The sequence below is a fragment of the Flavobacterium sp. PLA-1-15 genome (genome assembly GCF_049060005.1).
Lineage (GTDB): Bacteria > Bacteroidota > Bacteroidia > Flavobacteriales > Flavobacteriaceae > Flavobacterium.
This window is the reverse complement of the sequence record NZ_JBMGQS010000017.1, coordinates 1-18,416: the sequence shown is the minus strand read 5'-3', so window position 1 is coordinate 18,416 and position 18,416 is coordinate 1. Positions and strand designations below refer to the sequence as shown.

The 18,416-nt window shown below is 37.9% G+C and carries 7 protein-coding genes; 2 read left to right on the top strand and 5 right to left on the bottom strand.

The annotated features are described in order from the left end of the window. Position 1 precedes the first annotated feature (1 nt). The 4 genes from ACI6PS_RS10730 to ACI6PS_RS10715 form a co-directional block, all read right to left on the bottom strand. Positions 2-1,753 carry a hypothetical protein gene (locus ACI6PS_RS10730; RefSeq protein WP_421012566.1) on the bottom strand — a complete coding sequence of 584 codons (1,752 nt, stop codon included), beginning with the start codon at positions 1,751-1,753 and terminating at the stop codon, positions 2-4. A gap of 80 nt (positions 1,754-1,833) precedes the next feature. Continuing rightward, a complete protein-coding gene (locus tag ACI6PS_RS10725) occupies positions 1,834-2,844 on the bottom strand; it encodes a leucine-rich repeat protein (RefSeq protein WP_421012565.1) in 1,011 nt (336 codons plus the stop codon). Between the two features lie 2 nt (positions 2,845-2,846). Continuing rightward, positions 2,847-3,365, bottom strand: coding sequence for a hypothetical protein (locus ACI6PS_RS10720; RefSeq protein WP_421012564.1), 519 nt, complete (start codon positions 3,363-3,365; stop codon positions 2,847-2,849). Positions 3,366-3,458: 93 nt separating this feature from the next. Further along, on the bottom strand, positions 3,459-7,856 hold the full coding sequence (locus ACI6PS_RS10715; RefSeq protein ID WP_421012563.1) for a hypothetical protein: 4,398 nt from the start codon (positions 7,854-7,856) through the stop codon (positions 3,459-3,461). A gap of 384 nt (positions 7,857-8,240) precedes the next feature. Here ACI6PS_RS10715 and ACI6PS_RS10710 point away from each other — a divergent pair, with 384 nt between their 5' ends. Continuing rightward, positions 8,241-8,939: a S24 family peptidase gene (locus ACI6PS_RS10710; RefSeq protein ID WP_421012562.1), complete on the top strand. Its 699-nt coding sequence runs from the start codon at positions 8,241-8,243 to the stop codon at positions 8,937-8,939. Between the two features lie 76 nt (positions 8,940-9,015). On the opposite strand, the gene hflX is transcribed toward ACI6PS_RS10710, so the two are convergent. Further along, positions 9,016-10,248, bottom strand: a complete 1,233-nt coding sequence (gene hflX / locus ACI6PS_RS10705; protein ID WP_421012561.1) for a GTPase HflX — start codon at positions 10,246-10,248, stop codon at positions 9,016-9,018. A gap of 189 nt (positions 10,249-10,437) precedes the next feature. On the opposite strand from hflX, the gene ACI6PS_RS10700 reads away from it, so the two are divergent. Further along, positions 10,438-18,416 (top strand): fibronectin type III domain-containing protein (locus ACI6PS_RS10700; protein WP_421012560.1); only part of this gene is annotated, 7,979 nt, incomplete at its 3' end.

Here is an 18,416-nt window from a genome sequence, read left to right as displayed (position 1 = left end):
TTTAGTATAGGCCTGTCCAGTGGGCTCCATCGCAATAGAGACCGTACGTTGCTCCTGGTATTAAGGGCATTGCGTTGAGCGGGGCGCCATCAAAAAGCTCTAGGTTTCCTTCATGTGTATTGATGTAAATGTTTTCTGACCCTTTGTTTACGATGATGACGTGTTTTCCAGTATTGCCACTAACGGGTGGCAGTGTCCAGATTGTTGCTCCGCCGGTGTTGGCGAAGTAATTGACGGTTTTGTCGGCGGTTAGAACTAGGGTTGCTTCTGAGGACAGGACGGTATGGAAACTATTAGTCTCTGAAACTGCATTTGCAATCTGATTGTTGAGATAGCCAACATCTGGGATGCTTCTGTCATTGTAATGTTCTGAGTAATCATTATCATAGGTCATTCCGACAAAATTTGGGTTGCTTGATGAACCGATTGAAAATTGTCCGATTACATCAACATTTACAACAGCAGTATCTATAGCTAAAACAGGGGTTTTGATCTTGACGGTACTATCAGCTACTAAATCTAGATTGGTACCTTTTAATTTTGTACTAGCTTCAGCATAAGAATCCTTATATCCTATTTTTAAGTAGTTGTAATGCGTGTTATTATTGTTTCCGTCACCTATAATAAGATATTGAGCAGTATTCCCTGGAATATTAGACGCTTTGGTTGCCATTGTATGTCCATAACCTCCAATATCAAAAAAGCCATACAGTTTTATAGGTTCACTTTGGCCATTGATGGTTATTCCCTCTCCACTATTATTGTTCAATATAATCCTGTCGGTTATTTGTATTTCCCCTACATTTCCAACTCCTTCTTGATCTGAAATTTTTCGTAATAAAAGATCGGTTGAAAAATTGGCTTCACTTCCTTTGTTAAGTGTTTGCTGTAAATCACCTCCCGCTAACGCATCAACATAAGCTTTGTCAACCAAACTTCTATCTGTAAAATTAGCAGCATAGTCATTTGCATAATGAATGCCTGTTTCGTTTGAGGATTGAAAAGTAAGATTGCCATCGGTAAGATTAATAGACCCTACGGGCTGATGCGAATCTTCTTCATAATTGTATTGCTGGAAAAAAACTGAAGTATTGTAATACGGGGGAGCATTGAAGCTAGAAGGAGAATTTAATTCTATTTTTGACCCGCCTAATTTTACACCGTCGCTATCACCATTAATTATTACTCCTTTTCCTTGACCCCCAATTACAACGCCCTGTTCATCATTAATCTGGATACTCCCGTTTCCTTGGCTTCGTTGGATAAAAATGTCCGTTTCTGAAGTTGCGAAGCTGTTATTGTTTAAAACTTCCTGCAAACCATGAGCCGAGATGTCCTCCAGAACAGCCAATGTTCCTGATTTTTTGGGCATTTCTATTGCTGTGTTCAAAAGTTCGCCATCTCCCGTAGTGGTCCATTTCAGGGTTAGGTTATCAAAATTATCACCGTAATTGGCAAATTCCAATCCGTCTGCAGAAATGGCCAAATCATTGGTTTCGGATGGCTTTTCGAGAATCATGTTTTTTACTGACGTATTTCCCGAATGCAGTACGGTATCGAGTGTGGTTGCGGATACAGCACTGGTCATTTCGGCTCTCATTTGTTCCAGGTTTATGACTGCTGAAGGCGTTTCTGTATGTGCAACGCGTGGATTGGTGGTGAATGTTTTCTTTCCGTCAATCGTCTGGTCGCCCGTTTTCTGGACAGCATAGTCCTCTATCTGTCCTTTTTTTATTTTTATGTTTGATTTCATTGTGTTTTTATTTTTGAGCATTATCCCTTAAAAGCAGGATTTATGCGATTACTAATTAATTAGTGTTTAAAGGAATTTAACTAAAGGGTTGAGACGTAGTTTCCGTTGTCATCGTAGAATTCTACTATTGCGTTTCTGTTGTTTTTTGCATATGTCAAATTGGCGTCTGGACTTCCAGCATTAGAAGTGGCTAAAAAAATATGCACTTTTAAAATTGTTCCCAATCTTAAGGCATTTAAAAACACGCTTGTACCTAAGACCTTACATGCTCGAATATCTACTAAATTTAAATCCGTATTATTCCTAAAAGCACTATTGCCAATTGATACAACTTTTGGGCCTATAAACTCTTTCAACCAATTGTATTGACCTTCCGTATTGCTATTCTTATATAAAACACTTTCTCCGATTTGAATACAATTATTGACAACTATTTTTTGGAAACGGCTATTTTGACGCATCGAATAGTCGGATAAAATTTCTACAAATTCATTTTCAAAATCAATAATACCAACATTGGTGAGTGTATCGGAACCATAAAATTTCGATTTCATAACTACCGTTTCCAAACTTGTACACTTGTTAAAACAATTGACAAAATTATTACTGGTGAAATTCCCCAAATTGGCTGTTTTCAATTTAGAACAATTTTGGAACCATCCATGAGGTTCCCCTAAAGTAGTCGCTGGTAATGTGTAAAGATTGGCATGGACTACTCCGGTATTAAAAAACGCTCTATTATCTAATCTATTCAATCCTAAGAATTTAAAATCTGAGAAATTAATGCAATTTGCAAAGCAGTAAGTTCCAATTGCTTTTACTAAATTGTCATTGTCAAAATAATGAGTTATGTTTAGATTGGCTGCAATTGGGTCTGCAAAATTTCCAAAAAGCAAGTTGGCTAGATTATAATTCCCTTGAATACAAGCCTGTACCTCATCATTGACAATCCTAAAACTTTTTATCCTGGTTGGAGCAATTCCAAGCTTGGCCGCCAGCAGGTTTTTTGTGGACAAAGTACTGCCTACCCCCCCAATGAATGTATTAGGCGGGACGGGACGTTTTCCGTAGATGTGTTTCTTTGCTATCATCGTTATGAAAATTCTCCGGTTACTAAAAAGCTCTTGCTGCCCATTATCTGCTCGATCATGCCACGCTTGCGATGCTCCAGTATTGCACCGTCTGGAGCAACTATCGTGGTGAGTCCTGAACCAATGACATTTACGACGGCCGTATTCTGATTGAAAACGAAACAGACAAAATCTGGACGGAGATTGTCCGGAACTGTAATGTTGATTGTTGAGGTGGATGAGTTGCAAAAGATCGTCACTTTGTGATGCGAATCACTAAGGGTAAAATTGGCCGTTTTTGCAATTTGTTTATTTAAATCAATCTCAATTTTAAAGGCCTCCATAGTTTGATTTAAGGGAAGGAACTTTAGCGAGATTTCCTCTCTAGTCTGTTCTAAATTAACCGCAGAACCCAGATCAGCCGCATGAGGGACACGGGGGCTTGTGGTGAAGTTTTTTTGACCATCAATTGTCTGATCTCCTGTTTTTTGGACCGCATAGTCTTCTATCTGTCCTTTCTTTATTTTTATGTTTGATTTCATTGTAGTTTTTTAAAGTTTTAAAATAACTGCAACAGGAGTGATCGCCGATCATTGTTCCTGCTGCAGTATCAGTATTCCTAATCTGTTTCTTGCCTAGCTGTAATAGTAGATGATATTGATTACATCTCCAGCGGTTAAGCTATCTACTATTTCTAGTTGGTTATCGGTTGTGATACGGTATTGAACATCTGCACTAATCTTATTTAATTTTTGACCGTTTACAGTAACCAGTAAAACATCTTTAGCCGTTTTTGCCAAATCAAATTTTTGATTTGCTGTGAAAACAAATGTTTCTTCTGTTGTCTTATTTGTCTGATTTAGCAAGACAAAAGAGGCTTCTTGAGCTTGCCTATCGAACATACCGTAAGAACCACCTTGTCCAATAAACAAGTATGTTTTTGGTTCGTCATTATCTTTTACTTTGACAATCACATATCCATCTTCCTGATCCAGTAATGCAATAGACTCTTGCAGGTTGTTAATGAAGGAAGAAATTGTAGTTCCTGTAATGTCCCAACCTAAATCAACCAATTGTGTACTAGGATTATCTAAGAAATCGTTTACAGCGGCTTCATTGGAATAAATGAGTTCCAAATTGTCGGCCGTTAATTGGATGCCTTCAAAGCCATAATGTTCTCCTGTTTTATTTTTTCCAAGATTGACCAATTTATATTTAAAAATTGGTGCCACATAGCCTTCTACTGACGGAGAAAATTGAGGATTTGCTGTGATAATGTAATCCTCATCTTCTAAAACAGTAAACCTTACTGGATAGGGAACTCCGATGTTTATAGCATTTAACACCTTTCCGAGAATAGGTCCCTCCTGGGTTGAATCATACGCTACTCTCACTACCCTAGTGATGTTGTTCTGTGCTTTGGCAGAAGGCGCTCCGGCTAGCGTTTGTCCTACTTCGGGCTTAATTTCACTTGAGCACAATGCATCTTCTGGATTTTCATAGGTTTCTTCATTGATAATGTCATCACAGTTGCAAGGAAGTGCTTTTCCTACTTTTAGTCCGATGCTGTCTGCTTGTAGGATTGTAAGTGCAGTTGGCAGACGTGTAATCCATGCCTTTCCTTCCTGCTTTCCTTCCTGATCGTCTAATTCTTCAACAATTGACATATACAATTCATCATGAATCAACGGCACTTCACCTCCGTTCCAGATTTTTCCCGTTTGAAGGAAATAGCGAACAGCATCTTCAAAACCAGGACGAACAGTTGCAATGACTCTTGCCATACCGCTTTGCATGAAGTTACGGAACAATGGATCATTCGATTCGTCGTATTGGTATAGTGAAGCCCAATCGGTTTTACCACCCCAGTAGAAAGGATATAGATTATAGGACATCAAATCCCATTCAAAAGCTTGCTCCATGAATTTTACAAAGGCTGCATAATTGTCCAAATCTTGATTTAGATTTACTTCATAATCCATAAAAGATTTACGATTGCTCATCTCCAATCCATAGGTTTTTTTGGCACCTTCTCTTCTGTCGATCATGTAGGAAATACAGTTTTTACGTAAGATGGTGTTTTCAATCTGACGGTAAAAACCCGGATTGGTTCCTTTGATGGTAATCGCTTTTTGCTTTTCAGCTTCTAGCTTTTCTTTATAAATTGCCAAGGCATCTTCATAGCCATCAATTATGGCTTTGAATGTTTCTTGTTGCCATTTTTGTTCGGCTTCAAGGGTTAACAAGCACTTTATCTCTACGTTAATACTTCCTGAATGATGTCCTAGTGCAGAATATGATACAGGGATTGATCCGATATATCCTTTTGCTTCTTCAGAAGTAGGCCCGGTAACTATTCCACTAGGATTTACCCAATATTTATTTTTACCAACAATAACCGATGATCCATTATTACCTTCTATGCTATGATGCCATGAAGCAGTAGCACTTTCCGTTACATATCCTTCGGGAATTTTAACTTCTTCACTTCCAGAAGCAGTTTCCTCCCATTCTTCAGTCATCGTTTCAGGAGCGGTATAAGAAAATGCTTTTCCAATAATAATTTCCTTTTTTGGACATGGAGAAATTTCAACATTATACTTTGAAGCCCAATATTTCAAAGTAGTATTGTTAACCCTAGAATAATCCTTTAAATTTAAACTACCTGCAAATAGATTTGAATTTTTTAAATTCAGACCTGTTGCAATTGAAGTCAAATCTTTTTGAAATGTCCTAGGATCTTGTGGCACTTCAAATTCTGTAGATTCATTTTCAATACCTTCCTTCATTCCTAGCACATGAAGCTTTCCTGGTTGCGGAATCATAAACTCAAACATCAATCGTTTTCCGTAGTTGACAACTTTATTCTTATAAATTTTGTCTACCCAACGGTACACACCAACCACATGCTTGTCGCCCTGGGTATTGTCAAAACCATGCTTGTTGTTCTCTTCATATTCTTCAACGATTTTCTCGATACGCTCTTCTTTGACCTTGTTCACGATTCTGTCCAAGGCTTTTTCTGTTATTTCTTTAGCCTGGGTAACCGATTGTCGCGAACTTTCTTCTTTTGAATTATGTGTTGCAAAATTAGCAAAACCTCCAAAATCATATCCTGTACCCTTTACTGAAAACTGAGTGCCAGCAGAAAGATCACTAGACTGTTGAATAACCTTTGCTACTTCACTTTGCATGTCATAACGTTCTGTAGAAGTCGTATCTGTCAATTTTTCTCTTTCAGACTCTGATGATGAGGTTGTGGTATTTTCGCTTTTGCGAAGTCTTCGGGTAGATTTTTCCTTGTATTCACGGGCCATAATATTCTCAATGTGGGCCACTTCGCCTTCGACATAGCAATGAACAGATTGTTCTACTCTCTTATAATCAGCAATTCCTAATTGCTTCATCCCAAATCCGGCAGGAACAAATCCGTCATTCCCATCTTCTACATCAATTTCAACATCATTTGTCAGCTGGCCAATTAACACATTGTTTAAGGTTAGATTTTCAATTACAAGATCTTTTTTTATACCGTTCGAAAATCGAATTTGTGCATTAAATGCTCCTGTAATTTCTTCACCTACTTTTACACTTCCAAGCGGAAGGGAACTTAAAACAATATGATTTCCTACTCTTCTTGATTGGGAAATCAAGTTTGAATACGTATTTGAACCTTTATCAAACGTATAAGAAAAACTTTCTATATCCCATGAACTGTCTGGTACTTCAAACGACAACATCGCTTTTTGTTCACCATCTATAAGTGTATTCGTAGATAATTCATATTCAAAAGGGTTGATAACGACATTATGATTAGACATTGGAATCAGAACACCTCCAAGACTTGTTTTCTTATTGCCTCCAATTTCAGTATTCTCTACAATAAGATTATTGTTGTTTGCAATAAGATTGTCGATACCCGCAATTGTCTTACTAACCGTATCCGTATCCTCCAAGAAGCTTTTTCTGTTTAATCGTGGATTCGAAATACCGATTCCTCTTGCTTGAAAAGTTTCTTCATCTGTAAGAATGTTGAACAACTCCAGATTCTTTTGAGACAGATTGCTTTTTAGGTACTCTATATCACTACCTTGCTCAAATTGAAAAACAGGTAAAGTAGGAGCTGGAATAACTGGAGGGCTATTACATGGATCTTTTGGATCATATACATCCTGTGGCCCTCTAATAGAACACCATGTTTGCAAAGATTGTTTTACTGCCAGTGCATGAGCATCTAAAACAGGTTTTATTTCATCCTCATAATGTGCCTTTTCAGCCAATTTAAAAAGGTTATTGTATTCTTTTTGAACTTTTTGAACTTCCCATTTCAAATTTTCGAGCTGCTGGTTTTCATCTTCTGCATAGGCAATTGCTTGCTGTTTTTGCATAATACGGTTGGGTAACAATGCAACTCTTGGCTCGGTTGAAAGCCTTGAAGATGTTGTATTTGTTCCTTCAGGAACTTCATCCACAAAAAATGCTTTAGGCAAAACCACACGAGCTTTCATTAACAAAGCATTTTTTGAGGGCTTGCCTTCCTCATAGTTTTGAATAACATGAAGGGCATGCAACAATTGCATTGCAAGTTCTTTAGCATAGAAATCCTTATGCAGAACAACTTGATAGAAAATATTGTCCCATAAGATTGTTTTTGCGTCTAAAACAACTTCGTTAGTCAACGGAGTTGATTTCGCTTCTACAATTTTCGTGACCAATTCTGCTTTCTTATAACCTATTTTATTCTTTGCCAGCCAGATTGAAAAATTATAAACGTTCTGATTTAAAATCGTTTTAAGATTCTCACTTGTTTTTGGCTCAAATCGATCATTTTCTGGCAATGTTGGATCAAGAGCTAAGTTAATCGCTTCCTTTAAAGCCTTCATTTTTTCAGAAGCACTTTCAACATCTTTAAACTTACTTTGCAAAGTGTTTTCTCTAAAAATAAAGCGTAAACTTTGGTCAATATCATTAGACAATTCTGGTGCCCTCATGGAAACAAATCGGAAGAGCGTATTTTTAATTTCTGTACTCATTTTTATTTTTTTACTATTAGATTAATTTCTTGTAATTAGCGTAAAAACTATTTCTTAAAAGTTCACTTTCCGGATTAGTTCGCTTAAATTCGATTTTTTCAACCTTAATTACAGGGCAAAACTATTAGAAATAAATCTAATATAAAAATAAATTAAAGTATTTTTTTCAAATAAGTTATAACGTGTTGAAAGTCTTTGTTTTGAATATTTTTATTGATTAATATGCTTATTAATACAACATAAGACATTACTAAATAAGTAATTACCCCTGTAATATATTAGAATATAAACTAATAACATTCCATAATTGGTTCTAAAATAATCACATATATTGTATATTCAGATTTTATTCCTATTTTTGCATGTATTTTATTTTATTAAATTATGGTTTCAGAAAGAGTAGGACAGTATATTGAACGAAAAAGCATAAGTTATTACGCTTTCGAAAATAGTCTTGGAGCTAGCAGGGGAAGCATCTCAAAAGCAGTCAAGGAAGGAAAAAGCATCGGCTCCAATGTTCTGGAAAACATCATGAAAGTTTATGCAGACATCAATCCAAACTGGTTACTGACTGGACAGGGAGAAATGTTGTTAAATTCAGAAGATCTACCACACAGCAGAAACATCGAGACTTTTAGGCTAAAAACCGATAATGCAATTGAGAGCCAACACATTCCTTTGTATGACATTGAAGCCGTAGCCGGATTAGTACCTTTGTTTCAGGATTCGAAAGCGCAGCAACCTATAGACCATATTTCCATTCCGCATCTGCCAAAATGTGATGGTGCCGTCTATGTAACCGGTGACAGCATGTATCCTTTGCTTAAAAGTGGCGACATTGTACTCTACAAAGAAATCAACGACATAAGAAACGAGATTTTCTGGGGCGAAATGTACCTCTTAAGCATAGACATGAGCGGAGAAGAATACATCACCGTAAAGTACATCCAGAAAGCAGAAAAGGAAGGCTTCGTAAGGCTGGTAAGCCAAAACAAGCACCATCAGGATAAGGATGTCGAGCTCTCTAAAATAAAAGCCTTGGCGCTGGTAAAAGCCAGCATCAGGATCAATGCAATGCACTAAGAAGTGTCTTGAATAAAAAAAGACCTTTAGAAAAATATTCTAAAGGTCTTTTAAGTTTTGTGAGTTTGGAAAGAAACTATTCCTTCTCCTCTTTTTCAACAGCATCCTTATAATCCGGATACAGGAACTTGTTATATGGAAATCGGGTGATGTGTATTTCCCTCACGGCTTCATAAACACGCTCCCTGAATTCTTCAAAATTTTCTTTTTGTACTGCCGAAATAAACAAGGCATTTTCCTGCCCTACGTTGTTCATCCAGGTATCCTTCCATTCCTCAAGCGTATAATGCTTGGTAGTTTTCTCGGTAATCAGATCATCCTCTTCTATGGTCAGGTGCTTGAAGGCATCAATCTTGTTGAAGACCATGATGGTGGGTTTATCATCGCTCTTGATGTCTTTCAAAGTCTGGTTTACAGATTCGATATGGTCCTCAAAATCGGGGTGGGAAATATCCACCACGTGAAGCAACAAATCGGCCTCGCGTACTTCATCCAAGGTACTCTTGAAGGAATCGACCAATTGGGTTGGTAGTTTTCTGATGAAACCAACCGTGTCGGACAACAAAAAGGGTAGGTTTTTGATGACTACTTTTCGGACAGTTGTATCAAGCGTTGCAAACAATTTGTTTTCTACAAATACTTCACTCTTGCTGATGACGTTCATAAGGGTTGATTTTCCGACATTGGTATAACCTACCAAAGCAACTCGAACCATCGCACCACGGTTGCTTCGCTGAACAGACATTTGCTTGTCAATTACCTTTATTTTATCTTTCAACAAAGCAATTCGATCACGAACAATACGTCTATCAGTTTCAATCTCGGTTTCTCCGGGACCGCGCATCCCGATACCTCCTTTTTGGCGTTCAAGGTGGGTCCACATTCCGGAAAGTCTCGGCAAAAGGTATTGACATTGCGCCAGTTCTACCTGGGTTCTTGCGTATGAAGTTTCAGCTCTTTGCGCAAAAATATCCAAGATAAGATTGGTTCTATCCAAAACTTTACAGTTTAGGATTCTTGTAATGTTCTTTTGTTGAGATGGCGAGAGTTCATCATCAAAAATAACAGTGGAAACATCGTTTTCCCTGATGTATAGATGAATCTCATCCATCTTTCCTGTTCCTAGAAAAGTTTTAGGATTAGGACGTTCCATCTTTTGTGAAAAACGTTTTATGACTTCTCCTCCTGCAGTGAAGGTAAGGAACTCAAGTTCATCAAGATACTCATTTAACTTCTCTTCATGCTGCTTCTGAGTAATTATTCCTACGATTACGGTTTTCTCAAAATTTATATTTTCTTTTTCTAGCATAGTATTGATTGTACTGCAAAATTAATGATTTAGAGTGGATTAAAGTTGGTCTAAAATTCAAATCTTTTAAAAAAGTTAAAAGTAAATTTAGTTAAAAATTAAATTTTCGTTAGACTATTCTTAAATTTTGTTAAATTTGGTTTCCGAAAATACTCGGAAACTATATAAACAACCTAAAATTTTCATTTTATGAAAAAAATTACTTTATTATTATTAACGGTCTTTTATTCGCTGGCCGGTTTCGGCCAAGAGAATTTTGAGAATGTTACGGTTCCGAACCTACCGGCTGGTTGGCTGGCTACGGACAACGGAGTCGGAAACCTGCAAAATTGGCGAACATTTAGTGCCGTTCAGACACCTCCACTTGTGAGAGACACTAAAGCAGTGTTCATACAACAAGAGGATATTGGCGTTGGAAATACTTCCCGCGAATTTTTAATTACCAATGTGATTACTGTTCCAGTCAATGGACAGTTACGCTTCTGGGCAAGACAGGGTCTAACCGGAAACCAGGGAAGCATCTATGAGGTTAGATATTCTACGAACATCGCCAACCAAGGTGATATTTCGCAGTATCAGCTGGTTGAAGACTGGACTGAAACCGAAATGAATGCTGTGTTTAGCATTTATGAGGAGAAAGTTTTGGATCTTCCTGCTTCTACTGTGGGCCAACAGATTTACATTGCTTTTGTAAAAGTTTTTACACAAACTGCTATTGGAAATACTGGTGACAGATGGTATCTAGATGATATAAACATTGTTTCTAAGTGTACCAATCCTAACAACTTAGAAGCTGCTCCAGTAGCTTCAACAACGGCTACTTTAACTTGGCAGAATCCAAATGCTGCCAATACCATTAATTACGAATATGAACTTATTCCTGCTACTGCCACTCAAACTGAGGTAGCTAACGGCGAAACAGGAAACGGAAATCTTTTTGCAAATATTACTACAGAATCTGGTTTATTGCAACCGGATGCTGGTTACAAATATTTTCTAAGAGCTGAATGTCAGCCAGGTGTATTTAGTGATTGGGTTGGTCCATTCTACTTCAATACCATTCCTTTGGGAACTTCCTGTACAGATCCGATTGTTATTACAACAATACCTCATGAAGTGGATGGAAATACAGGTGATTATGGAAATCTTATAACGGCTACTCAAGGAACATTTCCTTCCTGTGGTGCGGTACCTGCGGGAACCAACTATTTTGGAGGAAATGATGTTGTTTATAGAGTAGTGGCTCCTCAAACAGGATTCATAAGCATTACGCTAACTCCTGGGGCTGCACGTAGCTCTGTTTTTGTTTACGCTGATTGTGCTTCTATCGGAACGGCTTGTTTGGCGGGTGTAGCGAAAGCGGATGCAACCACAAGAGTAATCAATAATTTTCAGGTGCAACAATATGAAGACTACTACATAGTACTTTCATCTGCTGCAGCAACTCCAACTTATGCTTACAATCTTATTATTCAGTATGAATTTTGTGATAAGCCAACTGCTTTGGCGGCGGCAAATCCAACTACAACTGGAGCAGATTTAAGTTGGGCAGATACTAATATTCTTCCAGATACTTCTTGGAATATTGCGGTTCAACCTGCAGGAGCTTCAATTCCTTCAGGAGCGGGACAATATACTACTCTTGCAAATGGAGTTCCTTCATTTCAAGTAAACAACTTAATTGACCCAAACGTTTCTCAATATCAATATTGGGTTAGACGTTTGTGTCCGGATGGAGAATTCAGTGCTTGGGCAGGACCGTTCTTGTTCAATACACTAATATGTGCTCCTGCAGACCAGTGTACTTTTATTTTCCGTATCAATGATTCTGCCAACAATGGATGGAATGGTGCCAAAATGCAAGTTAAGCAAAATGGAATTGTTCTTCCGGTAACGCTTGGAGGTGTATCAATTGCAAATGGATTGATTGGTAATAATAATCAAGTAACGACCCCTCAAGATTATGAGGTTAAGCTTTGTCCTGGAATTCCTTTTGAACTCGTTTGGGAAAACCAAGGTTCTTTGCCTCAGCAATGTATCGTTAGAATCATCAATTCTTTCGGTCAGACTATCTACACCCACTCAATGCCTAGTACGCCAACTCCTCCTGCAGGAAGTTTAACGGGTACAACAGCATATCTTTCTGAACCTGTTAACTGTACGACGCCTCAATGTAATATAGCACCAACAAATGTTAGTGTAGTTGCAGGATCGTTGAGCACTACAACTGTTGCTATTGATTGGGAAGCACCGGCTACTGAAACTTATGGATGGGATGTTTATATCGTTCCTTCTGTGGGTGCTGCTACTCCAACTGCAGCTACAGTACCAACATATTCAGACATAATGCCTGATAACAAACCATTGACAATACCTAATGGGCTATCTGATTTTGTACTTATTCCAGATACTGCATACAATGTATATGTTAGAGTGGTTTGTGCTACAGGAGATTCTGCTTGGTCTAGTGTAATGACATTTACTACTTTGCCAACATGCCCTAAGCCTTTAAATTTAGATGTTCCTACAGCAACCATAACTCAAACTGGTGCTTTATTGACATGGAATAACGGATCGGCTACTGATAATTCTTGGGAAATCCTTTTAGTTCCTGGAACTTCAATGACACCTCCAACAGGAACACCACCATTGGTTCCAACTCCAGCGGATGGATTGTTTTATGCTGTTTCAGGTTCAGTAAATCAAACTTCACATCCAGTAGACAACTTAACAGCTGCAACAATCTACTACTATTATATCAGAACTGTATGTCCTGGTGATGATAAGAGTACATGGGCAGGTCCTTTCGTTTTTCATACGGTAACTTGTGATGAAGCAACTAAATGTGAATACAAGTTTTATCCAACAAATACTACTGGTAACAACTGGAGCACAGGAAAAATGCAAGTGAGACAAAATGGTATTATTGTAGCGGAAATCGGTGCAAACAATACGATCAACAATACAAATCCTGTAATCGTTAAATTATGTCCTGATGTGCCTTTTGACTTGTTTTGGAACATTGCCGGAAATGCACCAGAAAACATCGGTATTACAATTCAAAATCCTTTCTTGGATGTAATTTATACTAAACTTCCTGGACAAGGAACTGCTGGTACTGTATTATATGCTGACGTAACAAATTGTACGGATGCACCATGTGCCAAGCCAACAGATATTACAGTTTCAAATATTGGAGCAACATCAGCTCAGATTACTTGGACAGATAATTCTATTCCAAACTCTCAGTCTTTTGATTTATATGTTGTGGAAACAGGAGGAGCTGCTCCAGTGAACAACCCTGCCACTACTCCAACTCATACAGGAGTTCAAAGTGGATATATCTTATCGACCTTAAATAATGCACCATTAAACCCATCGACTTCTTACACTTTCTATGTTAGAGCTGCTTGTGGTGAAGGTGCAACAAGTACTTGGACCATTCAAACTCCTGTTACTTTCATCACTACTCCAGTGAATGACTTGTGTATCAATGCAACTCCGGTTACAATCAATGCAGGACAGGTTTGTTTAGCTGAAAATACTGCAACAGGTAATACTTATGGTTCTACTTTTTCAGATATCAATAGCGACCCAATAACTGGTAATGGTTGTAATCCTACTAACCAAGATGTATGGTATAGCTTCGTAGCAACTCATACTTCTCATACCATAATGATTTCTAATGTTGTTACTACTCCTACAACGGCAAATGTGATCTTGAATCATGCTGTTTTCTCTGGCAGTTGTACTGACATGGATTTGATGTATTGCAGTACTACATTAATCAGTGGCGCACCAAACTTAGTTATAGGCAACACTTATTATGTTAGAGTATATAAATCAACAAACGTTGCATCTCAGTCTGCTACGTTTGATTTATGCATCGTTTCGCCTCCGGCTAATGACGAATGTGCTACTCCAATAACAGTAACAACAAACCCTGGACAGGAAAGCCTTCCTGCAAATATGGTTTCTTCTGGAACATTGGCTTCAACAAATTCAGCTATTGGATTAGTACCAGGATCAGATCCTTTGACTCCTCCGGCTTTGTGTGCACCAGGTAATGACGATGTTTGGTTTAATTTTACAGCAACATCGCCTAATCATACAATTATAGTTTCGAATGTTGTTCCTACACCAGCTAATGCAAATGTGAAGTTGAATTACGCATTGTTCTCAGGAACTTGTGGTAATCTTGACCTAATATTCTGTAGTAATACATATATTACTCCTACTGCTGGATTGGTTCCGGGGCAAGTATATTATTTAAGAGTTTATAAAGCGACTGCAATTGCTACACAATCTGCAACATTTGATTTGTCGATTATTTCACCTCCTGTTAATGATGAGTGTATTAATGCCACTCCTGTTACTGTTAACGCAGAGCAGTTTTGCATCGATGCAAACACTATCAGCGGAAACACTCTTGGAGCAACAGCTTCAAATCCAGTTTTAGATCCTGTTCTTTCAGGTGCTGGTTGTGGTGTTGCAAATAGAGATATGTGGTACAGTTTTGTTGCTACCGCTACATCAAACATGATTAACTTTAGCAATGTGGTTACTTCTCCAAGCACTGTAACAAGTTTAAGACTTAACCACTCCGTTTTTTCTGGAACTTGTGATGGTTTGGTAAAATTATATTGTAGTACTGCAGAAGTAAGCCAGGCAACTGGATTGATTCCTGGAAACACATACTACATTAGAGTTTATACATCAACAGTTACTAATGATCACTCATTAACTTTTGACTTGTGTATTACTTCTCCACCAGCAAACGATGAGTGTGTGAACTCGAAAGCAGTTGTGCCAAATACAGGACAGATTTGTGCACCAGAAAACGTAGTTGAAGGTAGTACTTTAGGAGCAAGTCCATCTTTGCCTCTATTGACGCCGCCTTTAACTGGAGCAGGTTGTTTGCCTAACAATAATGATATTTGGTATCATTTTGTAGCAACTCAAACATCTCATGCTATTCTATTATCAAATATTTTCACTAATCCTTCTGATGCAAATATTACCTTGAATCATGGTGTATTTTCAGGACCATGTGATAATTTGACTAAAATGTATTGCAGTACATCTAACTATTCTAACGCTACAGGTTTAATACCTGGTGAGACGTATTATATTAGAATTTATACTACCAATACAAATGTGCAGCAATCCATAACATTTGACTTATGTATTACTTCACCACCTGTTAATGACGAATGTGCTAATGCAACTGTTGCGCCAGTAAACCTAGATTTTTCATGTAATGATAGAATCTTTGGTAGCACAATTGGAGCAACCCAATCATTACCAACTATTACTGGAGCTGGTTGTACGGGTACTAATGATGATGTTTGGTATAAGTTTACAGCAACTGGACCTATCCATTTCATAAACATCAACTCTTTAGCAGCCAATAACAATAATGTTGTAATCAGCCATGCTGTATTTGCAGGTAATTGTGATGCTTTAGGTACTCCTTTGTATTGTACTAGTAATTCTAACAGTACTGCACTGAATTTAACTCCTGGTCAAGTTTACTACATTCGTATTTATACGGCTGGAGTTCTTGCTGGAGACTGGGTTAACTTTAATCTATGTATCAAATCGCCACCACCTCCAGCAGAAAACGAGGACTGTGCCACAGCAATGCCTATAGAGGCAAACGTTGGAGGCCAGTGCATCACTTTTGGATCAGGAAATCTAATTGAAGCCGGTCCATCAGGAGTAGCAAACAGTTGTACTGGTGATGCTAATGATGATGTATGGTTTTCTTTTGTAGCCACTTCAACGCAGCATTTTGTAAACATCTTTAATGTTGAAGGAACAACTGAAAATCTGACTCATGCCGTTTATAATACTGACTGTACAACTGCGAATTTACTTTACTGTGGAGCAGCAAACTCATTGGCAAGTACTAATAACGGTTTTGTTGTTGGAAACACTTACTTTGTGAGAGTATGGTCAACTGCATCAACTCCTCAGATAGTAGCTTTTGATATTTGTATCAAATCTAAATCTACTTGTGAAACTGCTGAGCCATTCTGTGTTACAGAAACCACTCCGCTTATTTTCCCTAACTCTCTACAAGTTCCATCTGCAGGACATGTGGCTTGTTTGAATACTACTCCAAATCCAACCTACTACTATCTGCAAGTGCAGAATTCAGGTAATTTGGTGTTTAACATCAGACAAAGTACGGATCAAAACAATTTCCCTGCTCAAGGTGCTCCTGGAATCGACGTAGATTTCGTTGCTTGGGGTCCATTTGACTCTCCAGAAGCTTGTGACGAAATTGTTTTAGGCCCTTGTACTCCAGCCTGTCCAAACAATACAGGAAATCCAGATTTCTATTTTAATAATTTGGATAACAGTAACGTTGTAGATTGTAGTTATGATGCCGCAGTTACGGAAAACTTTACCATTCAAAATGCGGTTGCAGGACAATACTATATTTTATTGTTAACCAACTTTAATGGACAACCAGGTTATATCCGTTTATCTCAAACTAATTCAGGACAGCCAAACTCTGGAACTTCTACAAACTTATGTTGTGAAGTAGATTTAGGAGATGATATCGTTACATGTCAACCATCTGTAACTTTAGATGCTGTGGGCGAACCAACGGCAGCTCCTCAAGAAAACTCTTATGTTTGGTACTTTAATAATGGTATCATACCAAATGCTACTTCATCAACTTATGTAGCAACACAAACAGGTGTCTACAGAGCAGAAGGTAGCTGTGGATTGAACAGTGCTTCAGATGAAATTTTTGTGGAATTCTTACCAGGAATAGTTTCTACAACACCTGCTGATTACCAAGTGTGTGATGATGCAACTAATGACGGTGAAGCATCATTTGATTTGCAAACGATTACTCAAGCATCTGTTGGAGTAGATCCTCTGCTATATTCAATTACAATCCATGCAACACAAGAAGATGCTCTTGAGCCAATTGCTCCTATTGATGTGACTGTTCCTTATGTAACTGTTTCAACAATATTACATATCAGAATCCAATCTAACTCAATAACAGATTGTTATACTGTTCAACCGATAAACTTAGTGGTTAACACTTTGGAGAGTGGTGAATTTGAGTATGAATTCACTCAATACTGTCAATCAGCTGTTAATCCTATACCAACGTTCTTGAATGGTGGAATTGCAGGAGCTTTTACAGCTACACCTGCTGGATTGTCAATTGATCCTGCAACAGGAGAAATTAATTTGGGTGCTAGTGCTGCTGGAACATATACTGTTACAAATACATTACCAAGTAATGGGGCTTGTAACCCTGTACCTTCAACATTTGTCATAACAGTTGAAGCTCAAAAAACTGCTTCATTCTCTTATGGTTCAAATGAATATTGTAATGACGGTACGGCTACACCTTCCTTTAATGGTGCTAGTGAAGCGGGTATATTTACTGTAGAACCTCCTACTGGACTTGATATCAATCCTTCAACAGGTGTAATCAACCTTTCTAACAGTACTTTAGGAAATTATGTTATTACTAACACAATTGCCGCAACTGGCGGATGTATTGAGGATATAGCAACATTTAATATTACTGTTACAGAATCAACATCAGCTACAATAGCTTACAATGATCCGTTCTGTCTTTCATCAAATGAAATTCAAAATGTCATTTTAACAGGAAATGCAACTGGAACATTTAGTGCTACACCAGCTGGTTTAGAACTAAACACAACAACAGGAGCTGTAAATCCTAGCTTGAGTGAACCAGGAACTTACAATGTGAAATACTTTGTTCCTGCTCAAGGTTCTTGTGATGAGATTAATGCAACTGCTGAAGTAATCATTCTTGGAGGTATAGCCTATGAGTTTGTTCACGGATGTGAAGGAAGTATATATAAATTAACTGTTCAACCTATAAATAATTCTTTCGATATTGCAACTTCAACATTTGTATGGACTCCAGGAAACTGGTCTCCAGTACCAAATGAGCCAAATGCAATCTATGTTAGAAATGCAGGAGATTACAGTGTTTCTATCACTACTGTTGATGGATGTAGTACCCTTACGGAAGCAATCAATCTATCGTCAATAGGTTGTAAAATCCAAAAAGGTATCTCTCCAGACGGCAACGACAAGAACGACAGTTTTGACCTGACAGGATACAATGTAAGGGAGATCAGCATCTTCAACCGCTA

Excerpts from the sequence above, each read along its gene's own strand:
- ACI6PS_RS10720 (WP_421012564.1), bottom strand. The coding sequence starts at position 3,365 with ATGAAATCAAACATAAAAATAAAGAAAGGACAGATAGAAGACTATGCG.
- ACI6PS_RS10715 (WP_421012563.1), bottom strand. The coding sequence starts at position 7,856 with ATGAGTACAGAAATTAAAAATACGCTCTTCCGATTTGTTTCCATGAGG.
- ACI6PS_RS10730 (WP_421012566.1), bottom strand. The coding sequence starts at position 1,753 with ATGAAATCAAACATAAAAATAAAAAAAGGACAGATAGAGGACTATGCT.
- ACI6PS_RS10710 (WP_421012562.1), top strand. The coding sequence starts at position 8,241 with ATGGTTTCAGAAAGAGTAGGACAGTATATTGAACGAAAAAGCATAAGT.
- ACI6PS_RS10725 (WP_421012565.1), bottom strand. The coding sequence starts at position 2,844 with ATGATAGCAAAGAAACACATCTACGGAAAACGTCCCGTCCCGCCTAAT.
- hflX (WP_421012561.1), bottom strand. The coding sequence starts at position 10,248 with ATGCTAGAAAAAGAAAATATAAATTTTGAGAAAACCGTAATCGTAGGA.